The following is a 15,421-nucleotide window of genomic DNA, read 5'->3' on the forward strand; positions in this document are numbered from 1 at the left end:
GATTTCTTCCAGAACCCCGAAGAGCCGGTCCAGCCAGTCAACCCGGCCTTCCCTCCCGACCCAGCGTCTCGCCGTCTCGGTGAAGCGGTGTTTAGGGTCAGCGCTCGAAGGCCGCAAGCAGAATTTTCGACCTGCCGGAAAAATTCCTGCAAGCCACTGTTCTGTATGCTCTTTTTCCGGGCGCCTTTCGGGCCCGCCGCGAGAATCGCACGGCCAGGTGACAGGCCGGTGACAGAATCGCCGCGCCGATTCCCCGACTCGGCCCGACTCGCGGGCAAAGAAAAAGGGCGCGGCCAGCGGCCGCGCCCCCAATCGTCTCGCGGAAAGACCGCGACTCAGCGCTTCGAGAACTGGAAGGACCGGCGCGCCTTGGCCTTGCCGTACTTCTTCCGCTCGACCACGCGGCTGTCGCGGGTCAGGAAGCCCGCGGCCTTGAGCGGCGCGCGCAGCCCCGGCTCGTGCAGCTGCAGCGCCTTCGAGATGCCGTGCTTGACCGCACCGGCCTGGCCCGACAGCCCGCCGCCCGCAACGGTGGCATAGACGTCGTACTGGCCGGCGACGCCGGCGATGTCGAACGGCTGGCGCAGGATCATCTGCAGCACCGGACGGGCGAAGTACTCGCTCATGTCCTTGCCGTTCACGGTGACCTTGCCCGAACCCGGCTTGACCCAGACGCGGGCGACCGCGTCCTTGCGCTTGCCGGTGGCGTAGGCGCGGCCCTGCGCGTCGCGCTGCGGCTCACGCGGGGCGGCGGACAGGCTCTGCGCCTCGGCAGAGGACGACCCCAGTACGCCGCCGGCGTTCGCGGTCACGGCGTCCTTGAGCTGGTCGAGGGATTTGATGTCTTCGGCCATGATCAGGCGCTCCGGGTGTTCTTGGTGTTCATCGACTTGACGTCCAGCACTTCGGGCTGCTGGGCCTCGTGCGGGTGCTGGTCGCCGGCATAGACGCGCAGGTTGGTCATCTGCTGCTTGCCCAGCTTGTTGCGGCTGATCATGCGCTCGACGGCCTTGATCACCACGCGCTCGGGGTGGGCGCCGTCCAGAACCTGCCGCGCGGTGCGGAACTTGATCCCGCCCGGGTGGCCGGTGTGCCAGTAGTAGCGCTTGTCGTCGCGCTTGTTGCCGGTCATCTGCACCTTGTCGGCGTTGATGACGATGACGTTGTCGCCCACGTCCATGTGCGGGGTGAAGGTCGGCTTGTGCTTGCCGCGCAGGCGGCTCGCCACGATCGTCGCCAGGCGGCCTAGAACGACGCCCTCGGCGTCGATCAGGATCCACTTCTTCTCGATGTCCGCCGGTTTCGCGGTGTAGGTCTTCATCTCGGTCTTCCCTTTCGGGGCGGTGTGAAATCGGATGGGGGTGTATCGCGGAACCGTGCTCACGGGTCAAGCGCCGCGGCCGCCATTTTCCCTGGTCCTGCCAATGGCTTGCAAGATGGGTATCTTGATACCGCCGCGAAACCCGCCGTTCTGTCACGCTTTCGGCGGAATCGAGTAGGTCAGCGAGGCCCGCGCGACCGGCGCCTCGTCCCCATCGGACCGGATCAGCACGTCGCCCACCGCCAGCACCCGGCCCAGCTTCAGCATCCGGCACTCGGCGACCAGATCGCGCCCCGCCGCCGGCTTGCGCAGAAAGTCGATGCTGGCGCCGGTGGTGACCGCCAACGGCACCCGCCCGACCTGCGCCAGCACCGCGGCATACATCGCCAGGTCCGCCAGCTCGAACATCGTGGGCCCCGAGACGGTGCCGCCCGGCCGCAGATGCCGATCGGCCACCGCGAGGCGCACCCGCGCCCCGTCCGCCCTCGCCTGCTCGATCCGGTAACCCGCAACCTGCGGAAAGATCTCGGCGAGGTACGCCTCGACCTCGGTTGCGCTCAGTGCCGTCATGCTTGCCCCCCATCGTTGCCGGTCTAGACTGTGCCCGCCATCCACGGGAGGAAACAATGGCTGATCCGCACGCCCCCACGCCCATCCGCCGCGAGGATCACGGCGCGGTCGCCCGCCTCGTGCTGTCCAGCCCGCAGAACTACAACGCCCTCTCGCGCGAGATGATCGCGGCGCTGCGCGACGCGCTCGCCACCATTGCGGCGGACGAGGCGGTGCGGGTGGTGGTCATCGCCGCCGAGGGCAAGGCCTTCTCGGCCGGCCACGACCTGCGGCAGATGCAGGCCGCCCGCGGCGAGGCCGACGGCGGCCGCGGCGCCTACGAATCGCTCTTTGCCGACTGCGCGGCGCTGATGCAGGCGATCCCCGCCCTGCCGCAGCCGGTCATCGCCGAGGTGCAGGGCATCGCCACCGCCGCCGGCTGCCAGCTCGTCGCCTCGTGCGACATGGCGGTGGCGGCCGAGGGGACGCGCTTCGGCGTCAACGGCGTCAACATCGGGCTGTTCTGCTCGACCCCCATGGTCGCGGTCACCCGCGCCATCCCGGCCAAGGCGGCCTTCGAGCTGCTGACCACCGGCGCCTTCATCGACGCCGCCCGGGCCGCCGAGCTGGGGCTGGTCAACCGTGTCGTCCCCGCCGAACGCCTCACCGCCGAGACGATGGCCCTGGCCGGGACCGTCGCCGCCAAGCTGCCCGCAGCGATCCGCATGGGCAAGCGCGCCTTCCAGGCGCAGCGCGGCCTGTCGCTCGCCGACGCCTACACCCACGCCGGCGAGGTCATGTGCGAGAACATGATGCTGCCCGACACCGACGAGGGGCTGACCGCCTTCCTCGAGAAGCGCCCGCCCGCCTGGGCCGATCAGCCGATCAGCGCCAGCGCCGGGAAGGTCTCGAGCAGCCAGTAGCTGATCACGCCCAGCCAGCCGGTCAGCAGCAGCACGCCGACCGCGATCAGCAGCACGCCCGAGACGCGCTCGATCATCCCCATGTGCCGCTTGAGACGGTTCATGACCCCCATCGAGCGCTCGATGAACAACGCCGACAGCAGGAACGGGATGCCGAGCCCCAGCGCATAGACGCCCAGAAGCCCCGTCCCCCGCGGTGGATCGGTGGCGGCCAGCGTCAGGATCATGCTGAGCTGCGGCCCGATGCAGGGCGTCCAGCCGAAGGCGAAGGCGAGGCCCAGCAGATAGGCCCCCATCGCCGTGCCGCCCCGCTCTCCGGTATCCACCCGCGCCTCGCGGTCGAGGATCGGGATGCGGAAGACGTGCAGGAAATGCAGGCCCAGCAGTATGACGAAGGCACCCGAGGCCTTCACCAGCAGCGGCTGGTACTGCAGGAACGCCCGGCCGAAGGCCGAGGCGGCATAGCCCATCAGCAGGAACACCGTGCTGAGCCCAAGGACGAAGAACAGCGCCGGCAGCACGGCGCTGCGCTGGCGCTCGCGCAGGGCCGACACCTTCACCCCGGTCATGTAGGCGAGATACGGCGGCACGATCGGCAGCACGCAGGGCGACAGGAAGGACAGCACCCCGGCCGCCAGCGCCACGAGCGCGGCGGGCAGAAAGGCGGCGTCGACGACTTCGATCCCGAACATGGGCGGCACCTTGCAGAATGGGCAGGGGCCGGGAAAGACCCCGGCCCCCGTTCAGTCGGTCACGGCTGCGTCAGCCGAGCGACCACCAGCCGCGGCGCTTGGGCCGCTCGGCCTCGGGTTCGTCGTTGGCGGCGGCCGGCGCGGCCTCGGCCTGCGGTTCGTCGGCGGGTTGATTCTCCGCGGCGCCCGCATCGTCGGCAGCCTCGGCCTCAGCCGCGGCGTCGGTCACGACCGCATCGGCCGGTTCCGCGTCGGCGGCAGGTGCCGCTTCCGTGGCCTCGGTCTCGGTCACGACCGCCTCGCCCGCGTCCGATTCGGGCAGCACGGCCTCGGGCAGCGCCCCGGCAGAGCCCGCCGCCGCCTCGTCGGCGTCCAGCGCATCGCCCGCGGCGGCCTCGTCGGCACGCGGCGCGCTCGCCTCGGTCGCGGGCGCATCGTCGCCCAGCCCGTCGGCGTTGGCGGGAACACCCCCGGCCTCGTCCAGATCGGCGACGCCTGCGGGCACGTCGCGGCTCTCGTCCACGATCTCGCCCGCCTTGGTCGCCGCGGCGACCGGCGGCGCGACCGGCGCGGCGCTGTCGTCCTCGGCCTCCGACTTGCGGCGGCGCGAGCGGCTGCGGCGGCGCGGCTTGGCCCCGGCGTCACCCTCGGCAGCCTCGCCCTCGGGAGCGTCGCCCTCGACGGCCGCCACCGGGCGCGCCTCGGCGTCGACCGTCTCGGCCCCGGCGTCCGCCTGCGCGGCGTTGTCGTCGTCGCCTTCGCCCGAGCCATTGGCGTCGGCCCCGGTCTCGTCGTCCCCGCGCCCGCCGCGACGGCGGCGGCGGCGGCGGCGACGGCCGCGGCCCTCGCTCTCGTCCTCGGACGCCTCGGCCGGCGCCGGCCGGGCGGCCGCGGTCGATTCGGCCTCGTCGGCTTCGGCCTCGGCCACGTCCAGCACCGCCTCGGCGGCATCCTCGGCCTCGTCGATCCGTGCCATCAGGTTGGCATCGACCGACAGCGCCGAGGTCACCGGCTCGGGCACCGCCCGCGTCGCCGTCTTGAACTTCTCGAGCGTGAAGTCGGGCGAGATCAGCGCCGGGTCGGCCTCGACCCGCACCGACAGGCCGAAGCGCGACTCGATCATCGCGATGTGCTCGCGCTTCTGGTTCATCAGGAAGTTGGCGACCGCCACCGGCGCCTTGACCAGCACCTCGCGCGAGCGCTTGCGCGTGCCCTCTTCCTCGATCGCCCGCAGGATCGTCAGCGCCATCGAATCGTCCGAGCGGATCAGCCCGGTGCCGTGGCAATGCGCGCAGGGCTGGGTGGTGCTTTCCAGCATCCCCGGCCGCAGCCGCTGGCGGCTCATCTCCATCAGGCCGAAGCCCGAGATGCGGCCGACCTGGATCCGCGCCCGGTCGTTCTTCAGCGCATCCTTGAAGCGCTTCTCGACGGCGGCATTGTTCTTGCGCTCGTCCATGTCGATGAAGTCGATGACGATCAGACCGGCGAGGTCACGCAGCCGCAGCTGGCGGGCGATCTCGTCCGCCGCCTCGCAGTTGGTCTTGTAGGCGGTCTCCTCGATCGAGCCTTCCTTCGTGGCCCGGCCCGAGTTCACGTCGATGGCGACCAGCGCCTCGGTGATGCCGATGACGATATAGCCGCCCGACTTGAGCTGGACGACCGGGTTGAACATCCCCGACAGGTAGCCCTCGACCTGATAGCGCGCGAACAGCGGCATCGGGTCGGTGTAGTGCTTCACCGCCCGCACCTGGTCGGGCATGATCATCGCCATGAAGTCGCGGGCGGTGCGATAGCCGCGCTCGCCCTCGACCCAGACCTCGTCGATCTCCTTGCTGTAGAGATCGCGGATGGTGCGCTTGATCAGGTCACCCTCTTCGTAGATCGGCGCCGGGGCCATCGACTTGAAGGTGAGCTCGCGGATCTGCTCCCACAGCCGCATGAGGTATTCGTAGTCGCGCTTGATCTCGGTGCGGGTGCGCTGACTGCCCGCGGTGCGGATGATCAGCCCGGCGCCCTGCGGGACCTCGAGGTCGCCCGCGATTTCCTTGAGCTTCTTGCGGTCGGCGACGTTGGTGATCTTGCGGCTGATCCCGCCGCCGCGGGCGGTGTTGGGCATCAGGACGCAGTAGCGGCCGGCGAGCGACAGATAGGTGGTCAGCGCCGCGCCCTTGTTGCCGCGCTCTTCCTTGACGACCTGGACCAGCATGATCTGCCGGACCTTGATCACTTCCTGGATCTTGTAGCGCCGCGCGCGGGGCTTGCGGGTCGGGCGGATTTCCTCGGCCACGTCCTCTTCGGCGACCGATTCGATCTCGTCGTCGTGGTGGTCGTCGTCGCCCTCGCCCGAGTCGCGGGCCTCGGAGGCGCGGGCCTCGGGGGCGCCGGTTTCGGGGCTGGCCTCGACCGCATCGGCGTCGCCGCCCTGACCTTCGACGGTGGGGTCCACCACATCGCCGCCGGCAGCCGAGAAGCCCTGCTCGATGGCGGCGTCCTCGGCGTCGGTCTCGATGACCTCCATTCCGGCGATCTCGGCGGTGGTGACGGCGTCGCCCGCGGGGGCGCGCTCGGCGCGCTCTCCGCCGTTGTCGCGGCTGCGGCGCGAGCGGCCCGAGCCGCGGCGCTCGCGCGAGGATTCCTCGGCCTCGGCGGCCTCGGCGGCGGCGCGATCCTCTTCGATCAGGGCCCGGCGGTCGGCGGCGGGGATCTGGTAATAGTCCGGGTGAATCTCGGCGAAGGCGAGGAAACCGTGGCGGTTTCCGCCGTAATCCACGAACGCCGCCTGCAGCGAGGGTTCGACCCGCGTGACCTTTGCCAGGTAGATGTTGCCAGCCAGCTGGCGCTTGTTCAGGGTCTCGAAATCAAAGTCATCGACCCGCGTTCCATCGGCCACGACCACCCGAGTTTCCTCGGCGTGGGTGGCGTCGATCAGCATCTTCTTTGCCATGTATCTTGCTTTCGCGCAGCCCTCCGGGTCCTGCCGTGCAGGGGATGAGAGAGGGGGTGCGTGTTGATGCGGACGCGGGGCGCGCAAGCGGGGATGGGGACATGGCCGGTCCGGCCGACAGGGCCGCCGGGCCGTGATGGCCCCGCAACCCCTTGAAAACCCTGCCCGTCGCGCGATCCATCGCGTCTGTTACCTCTTGCCCGGAACGACCCCGAGGGGCCCGCGCCGGGCGGCGAATGTTCTGATCCGCGGACGGATGCCCGGCCGGATCGGCTTTCTCTGCGCGACCTGCCCCGAGCCCGAAGGCCCGGACGCGAGTGGCCGCGCTGCGAAACTGGCGGACGGCGGACCGCGGAATGGCAGTCGCGGATCGTCCTGCCTGCAACATAGGCGCGGGGCGACGGGATTGACAATGGATAACCGTCGGCATTCCCCGCCGCCGCCCCTCAAGCCCCTGCGATGCGGGCCGAAACCCGATGCACGACCCATGCAGCGTTCGCGCATCGTTCATGCAACGTTCGTGCACAGTTCATGCGAACGATCATGCGGCTGACAGACCCGCACGCCCCGCGGCGGCCTTACAGGTAGTCGCCGCGGCTCAGCCCGTATTTCGCCATCTTCTCGTTCAGCGTCCGGCGCGGCAGGCACAGCTCGTCCATCACCGCCGAGATGGCCCCCTTATGGCGGCGCATGGTGTTGTCGAGCAGCATCTTCTCGAAGCTCTCGACATATTCCTTGAGCGGCTTGCCCTCGGTCGTCGTCGCGTCGGCGGTCTGGCTGTCGTAGCCGTCGGCCATCAAGAGCGAGGCGATCGAGCCCGAGCCGCGGCGGTTCTGCAGCACCGCGCGCTCGGCCACGTTGATGAGCTGGCGGACGTTGCCCGGCCAGGGCGCCTGCAGAAGCTGGGCGGCCTCTTGCGCGGTCACCTGCGGCGGCTCGCAGCCGTATTCGTCGGCGAACTGCTCGGTCATGCGGGTGAAGAGCGACAGGATGTCCTCGCCGCGCTGGCGCAGCGGCGGCAGCGTGATCTTGAGCGCCGAGAGCCGGTAGAACAGGTCGGGGCGCAGGCTGTCCTCGGCCCGCCGCCCCTCGCCGCGGGCGTTCGAGATGGCGATGATCCGGGTCTCGGCCGGCTGGCCCTGGTCGGCGATGAAGGCGAGCAGCCGGGCCTGCAACGGTTCAGAGAGCGCGTCGATGTCCTCGAGGCACAGGGTCCCGCCGCGGGCTTCCTCGACCGCGGGCAGCCCGTCCTCGACCGGGCCGAAGAGCCGGGTGGCGAGCAGGTCGTCGCTGTAGGCCGCGCACGAGATCGGCACGAACTTCTTCGACGCCCGCGGCCCGACGGCGTGCAGCGCGTGGGCGACCAGCGTCTTGCCGGTGCCGGTCTCGCCGTCGATCAGCACGTGGCCGTCGGCCTGCCCGAGGTCGAGGATGTCCTCGCGCAGCCGCTCCATCGCCGGGCTGGCGCCGACGAGCTTCGACATGACCTGCTGGCCCTCGGACAGGTCGCGGCGCAGCGCCCGGTTGTCCAAGGTGATCCGCCGCGCCAGCGTGGCCTTTTTCGCCAGCTCGGTCATGCGGTCGGGGTTGAAGGGCTTTTCCATGAAGTCCATCGCCCCGAGGCGCATCGCCTCGACCGCCATCGGCACGTCGCCGTGGCCGGTGATCATGATGACCGGCAGGCCCGAATCCTGCCCCATCAGGCGCTTGAGGAAGGCCATCCCGTCCATCCCCGGCATGCGGATGTCCGAGATCACCACCCCCGGCCAGTCCGGGCCGATGGCCTTGAGCGCGTCCTCGGCGCTGGGGAAGGTCTCGGTGCGGAAGCCCGAGAGGCTCAGCCACTGGCTGATCGATTCGCGCATGTCGGGCTCGTCGTCGACGATCGCCACGGTCATGGTCTGGGCCATAGGTTGCGTCCCTTTCGTCATTCCGCCGCCAGCGGCCGGGCGCTGCGCGCGCCGGGTTCGTAGAGCGGGAGTTCCACATCGAACACCGCACCGCCGCTGTCGCGGTTGTGCGCGGTCATCCGACCGCCGAAGTCGGCCACGATGCCCGATGAAATCGCAAGACCAAGCCCCGTGCCCTCGCCCGGCTGCTTGGTCGTCCAGAAGGGTTCAAACAGCTTTTCGAGGTCCGCGACACCCGGCCCGTTGTCGCGCACCGACAAATGCGCGTGAGACAGCCGGTCCACCACCAGCTCGATCGAGGGGTCGCGGACCCGCTTGGTCGCGTCCATCGCGTTGCGGATCAGGTTGATGATGACCTGTTCCAGCCGGATGCGGTCGCAGAGCACCATCACCGGCTCGCGCGGCAGCGAGCGTTGCAGGCGGACCCGGCGGTGGCGCAGCTGCGGCTCCATCATCGTGAGCGCGCCGGAAAGCGCCACGCGCAGGTCCACGGGCTCGAACGCCTCGCCGCCCTTGCGGGCATAGGACTTGAGCTGCCGGGTGATGGTCCCCATCCGCTCGAGCAGGTCGTCGATGCGCTGGAACGAGGTCAGCGCCTCGTCGCCGCGGTCACGCTCGATCAGCAGGCGGGCGCCGGCGAGATAGGTCTTCATCGCCGCCAGCGGCTGGTTCAGCTCGTGGCTGACGCCGGCCGACATCTCGCCCAGCGCGGCCAGCTTGGAGGCCTGCTGCACGGTCTGCTCGGCCACCCGCAGCTCGTTCTGGACCCGCTCGCGCTCGGCGATCTCACGCGTGAGGCGGCTGTTCAGCGCCCTCAGTTCCGCCGATTCGCGACGGTAGCGGGCCGACTGCACCCGGGCCCGGCGCGAGAGCACGTAGAACCCGGCGGCGAGCAGGATGGCGAAGCCCATGATCTCGAGCGCGAGGAAGGCGTTCACCCGCTCGCGGATCGAATCGAAGGTGGTGAAGAGCGTCATCCGCCAGCCGCGGAAGGGTATCCGCGTCTCGGACTGCATCACCGCCTTGCCGCGGACATAGGCATCCGCCGGGCGGGTGGACCAGTCCGCGGTGACTTGGAAGGCGCGTTCGATGGCCGAGGGGGCCGAGCGGACGGCGAGCGCGTCCTTGAGCGTCAGCCCGCGCCAGCGCGGCTCGGTCGACAGGATGATCCGGCCCTCGCTGTCGGTGACGGCCACGGCGTCCGAGATCCCCGACCACGACCGCTCGAGCCGCGTGAGGTCGGCGCCGACGACGATCACCCCCAGCGTCTTGCCCTCGTGGACGATGGCGCGGGAATAGGTGAAGTCATAGCCGCCGGTCTCGGATTCGGACACGGTGAACACGGTGTCGTTGGTCCTGAGCGCATCGACGTAGAAGGGCGCGAGCACGTAGTTCGTGCCCAGCACCCGGCGGTCGGTGGCCCCCACCGTGCGGCCCGAGTTGTCGAGCAGCCGGATCGAGGCGGCGCCGATCTCTTTCTGCGCGCCGATCAGCCGGGCCGAGATGGTCGAATAGTCCTTGCCGTTGAGCGAGTTGATCAGCGCCGGGTCGCGGGCCAGCAGCAGCGGCACGACCGAGGTGCGCTGCAGTTCCGAGAGCAGGTTGCCGGTATAGAGCGCCGAGCGCAGTTCGGACCGGACGCGGGTGTTTTCCGAGAATCGGTCGGTGAGCCAGAGGTTCGTCCACCAGATCGCGCCGATGGCGGCGATCAGCAGGGTGACGATGCCGATCCGGTTGACGATGCGGAATCGCCCCGGCGTGCGCAACCGCATGGCGGCGCCGTCGGTGTCCTCGGTCAGGGGCGCCGCGTCGGTCATGGGCGGAAATCTAGGCGCAGGCGGGGCCTCGCTCAAGCGGGGTGCGTGCGAAGGGAGCCGGGGCGCCCCGCGCTCAGGCGGCGGCGGTCGCGTCCATCAGCCCGCGGAACAGCCGCGCGCCGTCGGCGCCGCCATGCGCGGCCTCGGCCGCGCGCTCGGGGTGGGGCATCATGCCGAGCACCCGGCGGTTCTCGGACAGCACGCCGGCGATGTCGGCGACCGAGCCGTTGATCGGCGTCGCATAGGTCAGCGCGATCCGCCCCTCGCCCTTGAGGCGGGCGAGGCCCTCGGGGTCGATCTGATAGTTGCCGTCGTGGTGGGCGACCGGCAGGCTCAGCCGCTCGCCGGCCGAGAAGGCGCCGAGGAACGGGTTGTCGCGGCTGGCGACCCGCAGCGTGGCGTCCTTGCAGACGAAGGTGAGGCCGGCGTTGCGCATCAGCGCGCCGGGCAGCAGGCCGAGCTCGGTCAGCACCTGGAAGCCGTTGCAGATCCCCAGCACCATGCCGCCGCGCCCGGCGTGGGCGCGGATCGCCGCCGCGATGGGCGAGCGCGCGGCGATCGCCCCGCAGCGCAGGTAGTCGCCGAACGAGAACCCGCCCGGCACCGCCACGAGGTCGGTGCCTGCCGGCAACGCGTCGTCCTTGTGCCAGACGCGGGCGACGTCGGCCCCGGCCGCGGCCAGGGCCACCGCAAGGTCGCGGTCGCAGTTCGACCCGGGAAAGGTGATGACGGCGGCTTTCATCGCGGCGGACTCCGAAACCATGCGGGTTGGGGTGGAGATAGCGCCGGGCGACCGGGTTGGGAAGGGCGGAACCGTGCCGCCGGGGGCGGGTTCGGCTTGAGGAGACATCTGACTGAAGGAGGAGCCGCCATGCACCTGAGCCGACGCCAGACCCTCGCCGCCTGCGCCGCGGCCGCCGCCCTGCCCGGGGCGCTGTGGTCCCGCCCCGCCCGCGCCGCCGCGGCGATGCCCGCCGCCGCAAACCTGACGCCACCGGCGTTCCTGACCCCGATCGAGCACGCGAGCCTGATCCTGACGCTCGGCGGGCGGCGCATCGCCGTCGATCCGGTGGGCGATGCGGCCCGCTATGGCGCGGTCGAGGCGATCCTCGTCACCCACGAGCACCCCGACCACCTCGACCCCGAGACGCTGACGGCGCTCGCCGGCGACAGCGTGCCGCTGATCGTCAACCCCGCCGTCCACGCCAAGCTGCCCGAGGCGCTCAAGGCCCGCGCCACGGCGATGGAGAACGGCGCCCAGGGCGACGTGCTGGGCCTGCCGCTGACCGCGGTGCCGGCCTACAACACCACCCCCGACCGGCTGCAGTATCACCCCAAGGGGCGCGACAACGGCTATGTGATCGACGCGCCCGAGGGGCGGATCTACGTCGCCGGCGACACCGAGGACACGCCCGAGTTCCGGGCCCAGACGGGCATCTCGCTGGCGCTGGTGCCGATGAACCTGCCCTACACCATGACGGCGGCGCAGGCGGCCTCGGGCGTGGCCGAGATGAACCCGCGCCGGGTCATCCCCTATCACCACCGCGGCACCAACCCGGCCGAGTTCGGGGCGCGGCTGGCGGCGATGGGCTCGCCCGTGCAGGTGCTGCTGCTCGACTGGTACCCGGAGGTCGCGGACCCCACCGGCAAGGCGCCCGGCTAGGCCCCGAACGGTCAGGGCCGAAAACGACAACGGCCGGGCGCAGGGCCCGGCCGTCTTTCGCCTCGGCGCGCTGGATCAGCCCGCCAGCGCCTTGTTCAGATACTCGTCCACCTTCTCGAGGTAGCCCATCGTGGTCAGCCATTTCTGGTCCGGCCCGACCAGCATGGCGAGGTCCTTGGTCATGTGGCCGTCCTCGACCGCCTGCACGGTGACGCGCTCGAGCGTCTCGGCAAAGCGCTTGAGCTGGTCGTTGCCGTCCAGCTTCGCGCGGTGCTTGAGGCCGCCGGTCCAGGCGAAGATCGACGCGATCGAGTTGGTCGAAGTCTCCTTGCCCGCCTGGTGCTGGCGGTAGTGGCGCGTCACGGTGCCGTGCGCGGCCTCGGATTCCACGGTCTTCCCGTCCGGCGTCATCAGCACCGAGGTCATCAGGCCGAGCGAGCCGAAGCCCTGCGCCACGGTGTCCGACTGCACGTCGCCGTCGTAGTTCTTGCACGCCCAGACATAGCCGCCCGACCACTTGAGCGCCGAGGCCACCATGTCGTCGATCAGCCGGTGCTCATAGGTGATGCCGGCGGCCTTAAACTTGTCGGCGAACTCGGCGTCGAACACCTCCTGGAACAGGTCCTTGAAGCGGCCGTCATAGGCCTTGAGGATGGTGTTCTTGGTCGAGAGATAGACCGGATAGCCGCGGTTCAGGCCGTAGTTCATCGACGCCCGCGCGAAGTCGCGGATCGAATCGTCGAGGTTGTACATCGCCATGGCGACGCCCGAGGACGGGGCCTGGAAGACCTCGTGCTCGATCGTCTCGCCGTCCTCGCCGACGAACCTGATCGTCAGCGTGCCCTTGCCGGGGAAGCGGAAGTCGGTGGCCTTGTACTGGTCGCCGAAGGCGTGGCGGCCGACGATGATCGGCTGGGTCCAGCCCGGCACCAGCCGCGGCACGTTCTTGCAGATGATCGGCTCGCGGAAGATCACGCCGCCGAGGATGTTGCGGATCGTGCCGTTCGGCGACTTCCACATCTTCTTGAGGCCGAACTCTTCGACGCGGGCCTCGTCGGGGGTGATGGTCGCGCATTTGACGCCGACGCCGTACTGCTTGATCGCGTTGGCCGCATCGACCGTGATCTGGTCCTCGGTCCGGTCGCGCTCTTCGATCCCGAGGTCGTAGTATTTCAGGTCGATGTCGAGATAGGGCAGGATCAGCTTCTGCTTGATGAAGTCCCAGATGATCCGGGTCATCTCGTCGCCGTCGAGTTCGACGACGGGGTTGTCTACCTTGATCTTGGTCATGGGGCGCCCCTCGGGTCTGCGGAATCGGATGGGTTCGTCGCGCGCGTCATAGCGCAGGACGCGGCCGAGGGAAAGGGTTGTATGCCGTGGTATACAACTCTCGCCGACGGGTTCGTGAGCGGCGCGCCGGTCCGGGGGTGCTAGGCTGGCGCGACTCGGCCCGAGGTGCCCCATGCAACGCCTGATCCTCGCCCTCTGCCTTGCCGCGACGCCTGCGGCGGCTGCGCCCTGCTGCGATCCGGCGAGTCCGTTCCGCGAAGGCGAGGCGATGCCCGCGACCAACGCCACCTGCACGACGCTGCCCGGCTGGGCGGCGCAAGCACCCCGGACCGAGGCGCGCATCTCGATGGCGATCGAGGGGCGGGTGACCTCGGCCGAGGCCGACGAGGTGCTCGCCTATGTGGCGATGTGCGAGGATGCGCCGATGACGGTCGTCTGCGTGACTTACCTGCCGCTCGCGCACGGCCCGGGCGACTGGCTGGTGCTGGCGGGCGGCTACAACCGGGCCGAACCGGGGCTGGTGGTGCTCGACCCCTGCCTGCCGTTCGCGCCCGACCCGGGCGGCTGATCCGCGAGGGCGGGTGGACCGCCCCCGCGCGGGGACGATCCGTAGTCCGATGCTCAGGGCTTGGCGGGCGCCGCGCCGTGGTCGTGGGCCGGGGCCGCGTGGTCGTGGGCCGCCGGGGCCGCCGGCGCCATCGCGGCGTGATCGTGCCCGGCCTCGGCCGGGGCCGCGGTGACGGTCAGCCGGGGGGCGGGGTAGCGCGGCTCGGGCTGGCCGGGGACGGCGACCTCGGTCCAGGCCACCTGCCCGTTGGCGCAGGTCTGCGTCACCGGCACCACCAGCTCGGTGCCCGGCGCCAGCTCGGGGCCGACCGCGGCGCGGAAGGCGAACTCGTCGTACCAGGCGTCGGGCAGCTCGCCCGTCCAGGTGATCTTGCGGACCCCCTCGGTCATCACCTTGCCGTGGTTGTCATAGGGCGTCGCATAGGCGCCGGTCTCGGTGGCCAGCGTCCAGTCGGCCTTGGGCATGGGCTTCGCGGCATAGAGCCCCTCGGGCAGCTCGATCGCCACGGTCAGCGTGGCCTGCCCGTCGCAGCCATGCGGTACGCGCAGCACGATCTTGGCGGTCTTGCCGGCGGCGACCTCGGGCGTCTCGAAGCTGGCGTGGGCCTGGGCGGAGAGCGGGGCGGCCAGGGCCGCGGCCACGGCGAGCGCCGCGGTCAGGAGTTGGGTTTTCATCTGGATGTGTCCTTGAAGATCGTGGGTCGGTGCGGCCCCTCGGGGGCCGCCGTGTCGATCATCAGGCGCGCGGCGGGCCGCAGGCGAAGGGACAGGGGCGGGGGCGCACCAGCGCGAGCCGGGGCGCGGCGCGCCGCCGCGACACCCGCCGCACCCGCGCCAGCGGCCGGGCCGGGACGGGGCCGGGCGCGCCGGGCAGCCCGGCGGCCAGCACGCAGGCCAGGCAATGGGGATAGTCGCCCGGGGCGTCGGGAGTGGCCGGCGCATGGCCGCAGATCTCGCCCATGACCGCGAGCGCGCCGGGCGGGTTCATCGCGGACACCGGCATCGCGCCGGGCCACGCCAGCGCCAGCAGCGCGAGCAGCGCCAGCAGGCGCGAGACGAAGGGGAACGGGGCGCGGGTCATCGCGCCATGCCGTGCCGCGCCGTGGCGGTGCGGGCCTTGCCCAAAGTCAACGTCTCGCCCCGGCTCAGAAAAATTGCGTCAGGAAAAATACCGCTCGGCCCGGGTCCAGAGCCAGCCCCAGAGCCGCGGCGCCCCGCGCTCGACCCGGGCGCCGACGAGCCTCAGGAACCCCTCGCGCTCGACCCCGTAGTCGCGCCAGCCGCGGCCGTCATTGGCGAGGATGTGGGCTACCGGCTGCGCCCGGTCGAGCGCCTTGGCGAAGATCGCGTCGGGGGTCTGAACGGCCTCGAACTCGGCCCAGAGCGCGCGGAACTCGGTCGCCTGGTCGGGCGGCAGCAGGCCGAAGATGCGGTCAGCGGCGGCCTCCTCGGCGGCGGCCTGGGCGAAGGGGTCGTAGTCGCCGTGGATCGGGGCGTCGCCGGCGTCGATCTCGACCAGGTCGTGCAGGATCAGCATCCGCATCACCCGGTCGATCCGCACCCCCTCGGGCGCCTGGTCGGCCAGCACCATCGCATAGAGCGCGAGGTGCCAGCTGTGCTCGCCCGAGTTCTCGGGGCGCGAGCCGTCGACCAGCGTCGTGGCCCGCAGCACGTGCTTGAGCCGGTCGGCCTCGAGCAGGAACGCCATCTGCCGGTCGAGCCGCGCGGCGGCGTCTGCCTCGTCC

General features: G+C 70.7%; 15 protein-coding genes. 3 read left to right on the plus strand and 12 right to left on the minus strand.

Features of this window, described 5'->3' with window-relative positions; genetic code table 11:
• Positions 1–335 precede the first annotated feature (335 nt).
• The 3 genes from rpsI to BLW17_RS13765 all read right to left on the minus strand — a co-directional run bounded on the left by rpsI (position 336) and on the right by BLW17_RS13765 (position 1,891).
• The gene (gene rpsI, locus BLW17_RS13755) at positions 336–854 is read right to left on the minus strand and encodes a 30S ribosomal protein S9 (RefSeq protein ID WP_036701998.1); all 519 of its coding nucleotides are present in this window, start codon (positions 852–854) and stop codon (positions 336–338) included.
• Between the two features lie 2 nt (positions 855–856).
• A complete protein-coding gene (gene rplM, locus BLW17_RS13760) occupies positions 857–1,321 on the minus strand; it encodes a 50S ribosomal protein L13 (protein WP_036734488.1) in 465 nt (154 codons plus the stop codon).
• 153 nt (positions 1,322–1,474) lie between these two features.
• Positions 1,475–1,891: a PaaI family thioesterase gene (locus BLW17_RS13765; RefSeq protein WP_036734486.1), complete on the minus strand. Its 417-nt coding sequence runs from the start codon at positions 1,889–1,891 to the stop codon at positions 1,475–1,477.
• A 56-nt stretch (positions 1,892–1,947) separates the two neighbouring features.
• On the opposite strand from BLW17_RS13765, the gene BLW17_RS13770 reads away from it, so the two are divergent.
• Positions 1,948–2,793: an enoyl-CoA hydratase gene (locus BLW17_RS13770; RefSeq protein WP_052176471.1), complete on the plus strand. Its 846-nt coding sequence runs from the start codon at positions 1,948–1,950 to the stop codon at positions 2,791–2,793.
• Here the strand turns inward: BLW17_RS13770 and BLW17_RS13775 are convergent.
• The 5 genes from BLW17_RS13775 to purQ all read right to left on the minus strand — a co-directional run bounded on the left by BLW17_RS13775 (position 2,748) and on the right by purQ (position 10,898).
• Complete coding sequence (locus tag BLW17_RS13775; protein ID WP_036702004.1) at positions 2,748–3,485, minus strand: cytochrome c biogenesis CcdA family protein; 738 nt, start codon at positions 3,483–3,485, stop codon at positions 2,748–2,750. The two genes, BLW17_RS13770 and BLW17_RS13775, sit on opposite strands and share 46 nt — an antisense overlap.
• 70 nt (positions 3,486–3,555) lie before the next feature.
• Complete coding sequence (locus BLW17_RS13780) at positions 3,556–6,429, minus strand: Rne/Rng family ribonuclease (RefSeq protein WP_036734483.1); 2,874 nt, start codon at positions 6,427–6,429, stop codon at positions 3,556–3,558.
• Positions 6,430–7,007: 578 nt separating this feature from the next.
• The gene (locus tag BLW17_RS13785; protein ID WP_036702008.1) at positions 7,008–8,339 is read right to left on the minus strand and encodes a sigma-54-dependent transcriptional regulator; all 1,332 of its coding nucleotides are present in this window, start codon (positions 8,337–8,339) and stop codon (positions 7,008–7,010) included.
• A 17-nt stretch (positions 8,340–8,356) separates the two neighbouring features.
• Positions 8,357–10,156, minus strand: coding sequence for a sensor histidine kinase (locus BLW17_RS13790; protein WP_081969167.1), 1,800 nt, complete (start codon positions 10,154–10,156; stop codon positions 8,357–8,359).
• A 73-nt stretch (positions 10,157–10,229) separates the two neighbouring features.
• Positions 10,230–10,898, minus strand: coding sequence for a phosphoribosylformylglycinamidine synthase subunit PurQ (gene purQ, locus BLW17_RS13795; protein ID WP_036709534.1), 669 nt, complete (start codon positions 10,896–10,898; stop codon positions 10,230–10,232).
• Between the two features lie 129 nt (positions 10,899–11,027).
• On the opposite strand from purQ, the gene BLW17_RS13800 reads away from it, so the two are divergent.
• Complete coding sequence (locus tag BLW17_RS13800) at positions 11,028–11,819, plus strand: MBL fold metallo-hydrolase (RefSeq protein WP_052176470.1); 792 nt, start codon at positions 11,028–11,030, stop codon at positions 11,817–11,819.
• 75 nt (positions 11,820–11,894) lie between these two features.
• Here BLW17_RS13800 and BLW17_RS13805 read toward each other — a convergent pair whose 3' ends face one another.
• Positions 11,895–13,109, minus strand: a complete 1,215-nt coding sequence (locus BLW17_RS13805) for an NADP-dependent isocitrate dehydrogenase (RefSeq protein ID WP_036709531.1) — start codon at positions 13,107–13,109, stop codon at positions 11,895–11,897.
• A 172-nt stretch (positions 13,110–13,281) separates the two neighbouring features.
• Here BLW17_RS13805 and BLW17_RS13810 point away from each other — a divergent pair, with 172 nt between their 5' ends.
• Positions 13,282–13,677: a hypothetical protein gene (locus BLW17_RS13810; protein ID WP_036734480.1), complete on the plus strand. Its 396-nt coding sequence runs from the start codon at positions 13,282–13,284 to the stop codon at positions 13,675–13,677.
• 53 nt (positions 13,678–13,730) lie between these two features.
• Here BLW17_RS13810 and BLW17_RS13815 read toward each other — a convergent pair whose 3' ends face one another.
• The 3 genes from BLW17_RS13815 to BLW17_RS13825 all read right to left on the minus strand — a co-directional run bounded on the left by BLW17_RS13815 (position 13,731) and on the right by BLW17_RS13825 (position 15,384).
• Positions 13,731–14,351, minus strand: coding sequence for a YcnI family protein (locus BLW17_RS13815; RefSeq protein WP_052176469.1), 621 nt, complete (start codon positions 14,349–14,351; stop codon positions 13,731–13,733).
• A gap of 61 nt (positions 14,352–14,412) precedes the next feature.
• Positions 14,413–14,757, minus strand: coding sequence for a hypothetical protein (locus BLW17_RS13820; RefSeq protein ID WP_036734477.1), 345 nt, complete (start codon positions 14,755–14,757; stop codon positions 14,413–14,415).
• Between the two features lie 78 nt (positions 14,758–14,835).
• Positions 14,836–15,384, minus strand: a complete 549-nt coding sequence (locus BLW17_RS13825; RefSeq protein WP_036734490.1) for an HD domain-containing protein — start codon at positions 15,382–15,384, stop codon at positions 14,836–14,838.
• Positions 15,385–15,421 lie beyond the last annotated feature (37 nt).

The sequence above is a fragment of the Paracoccus sanguinis genome (assembly GCF_900106665.1).
Lineage (GTDB): Bacteria > Pseudomonadota > Alphaproteobacteria > Rhodobacterales > Rhodobacteraceae > Paracoccus > Paracoccus panacisoli.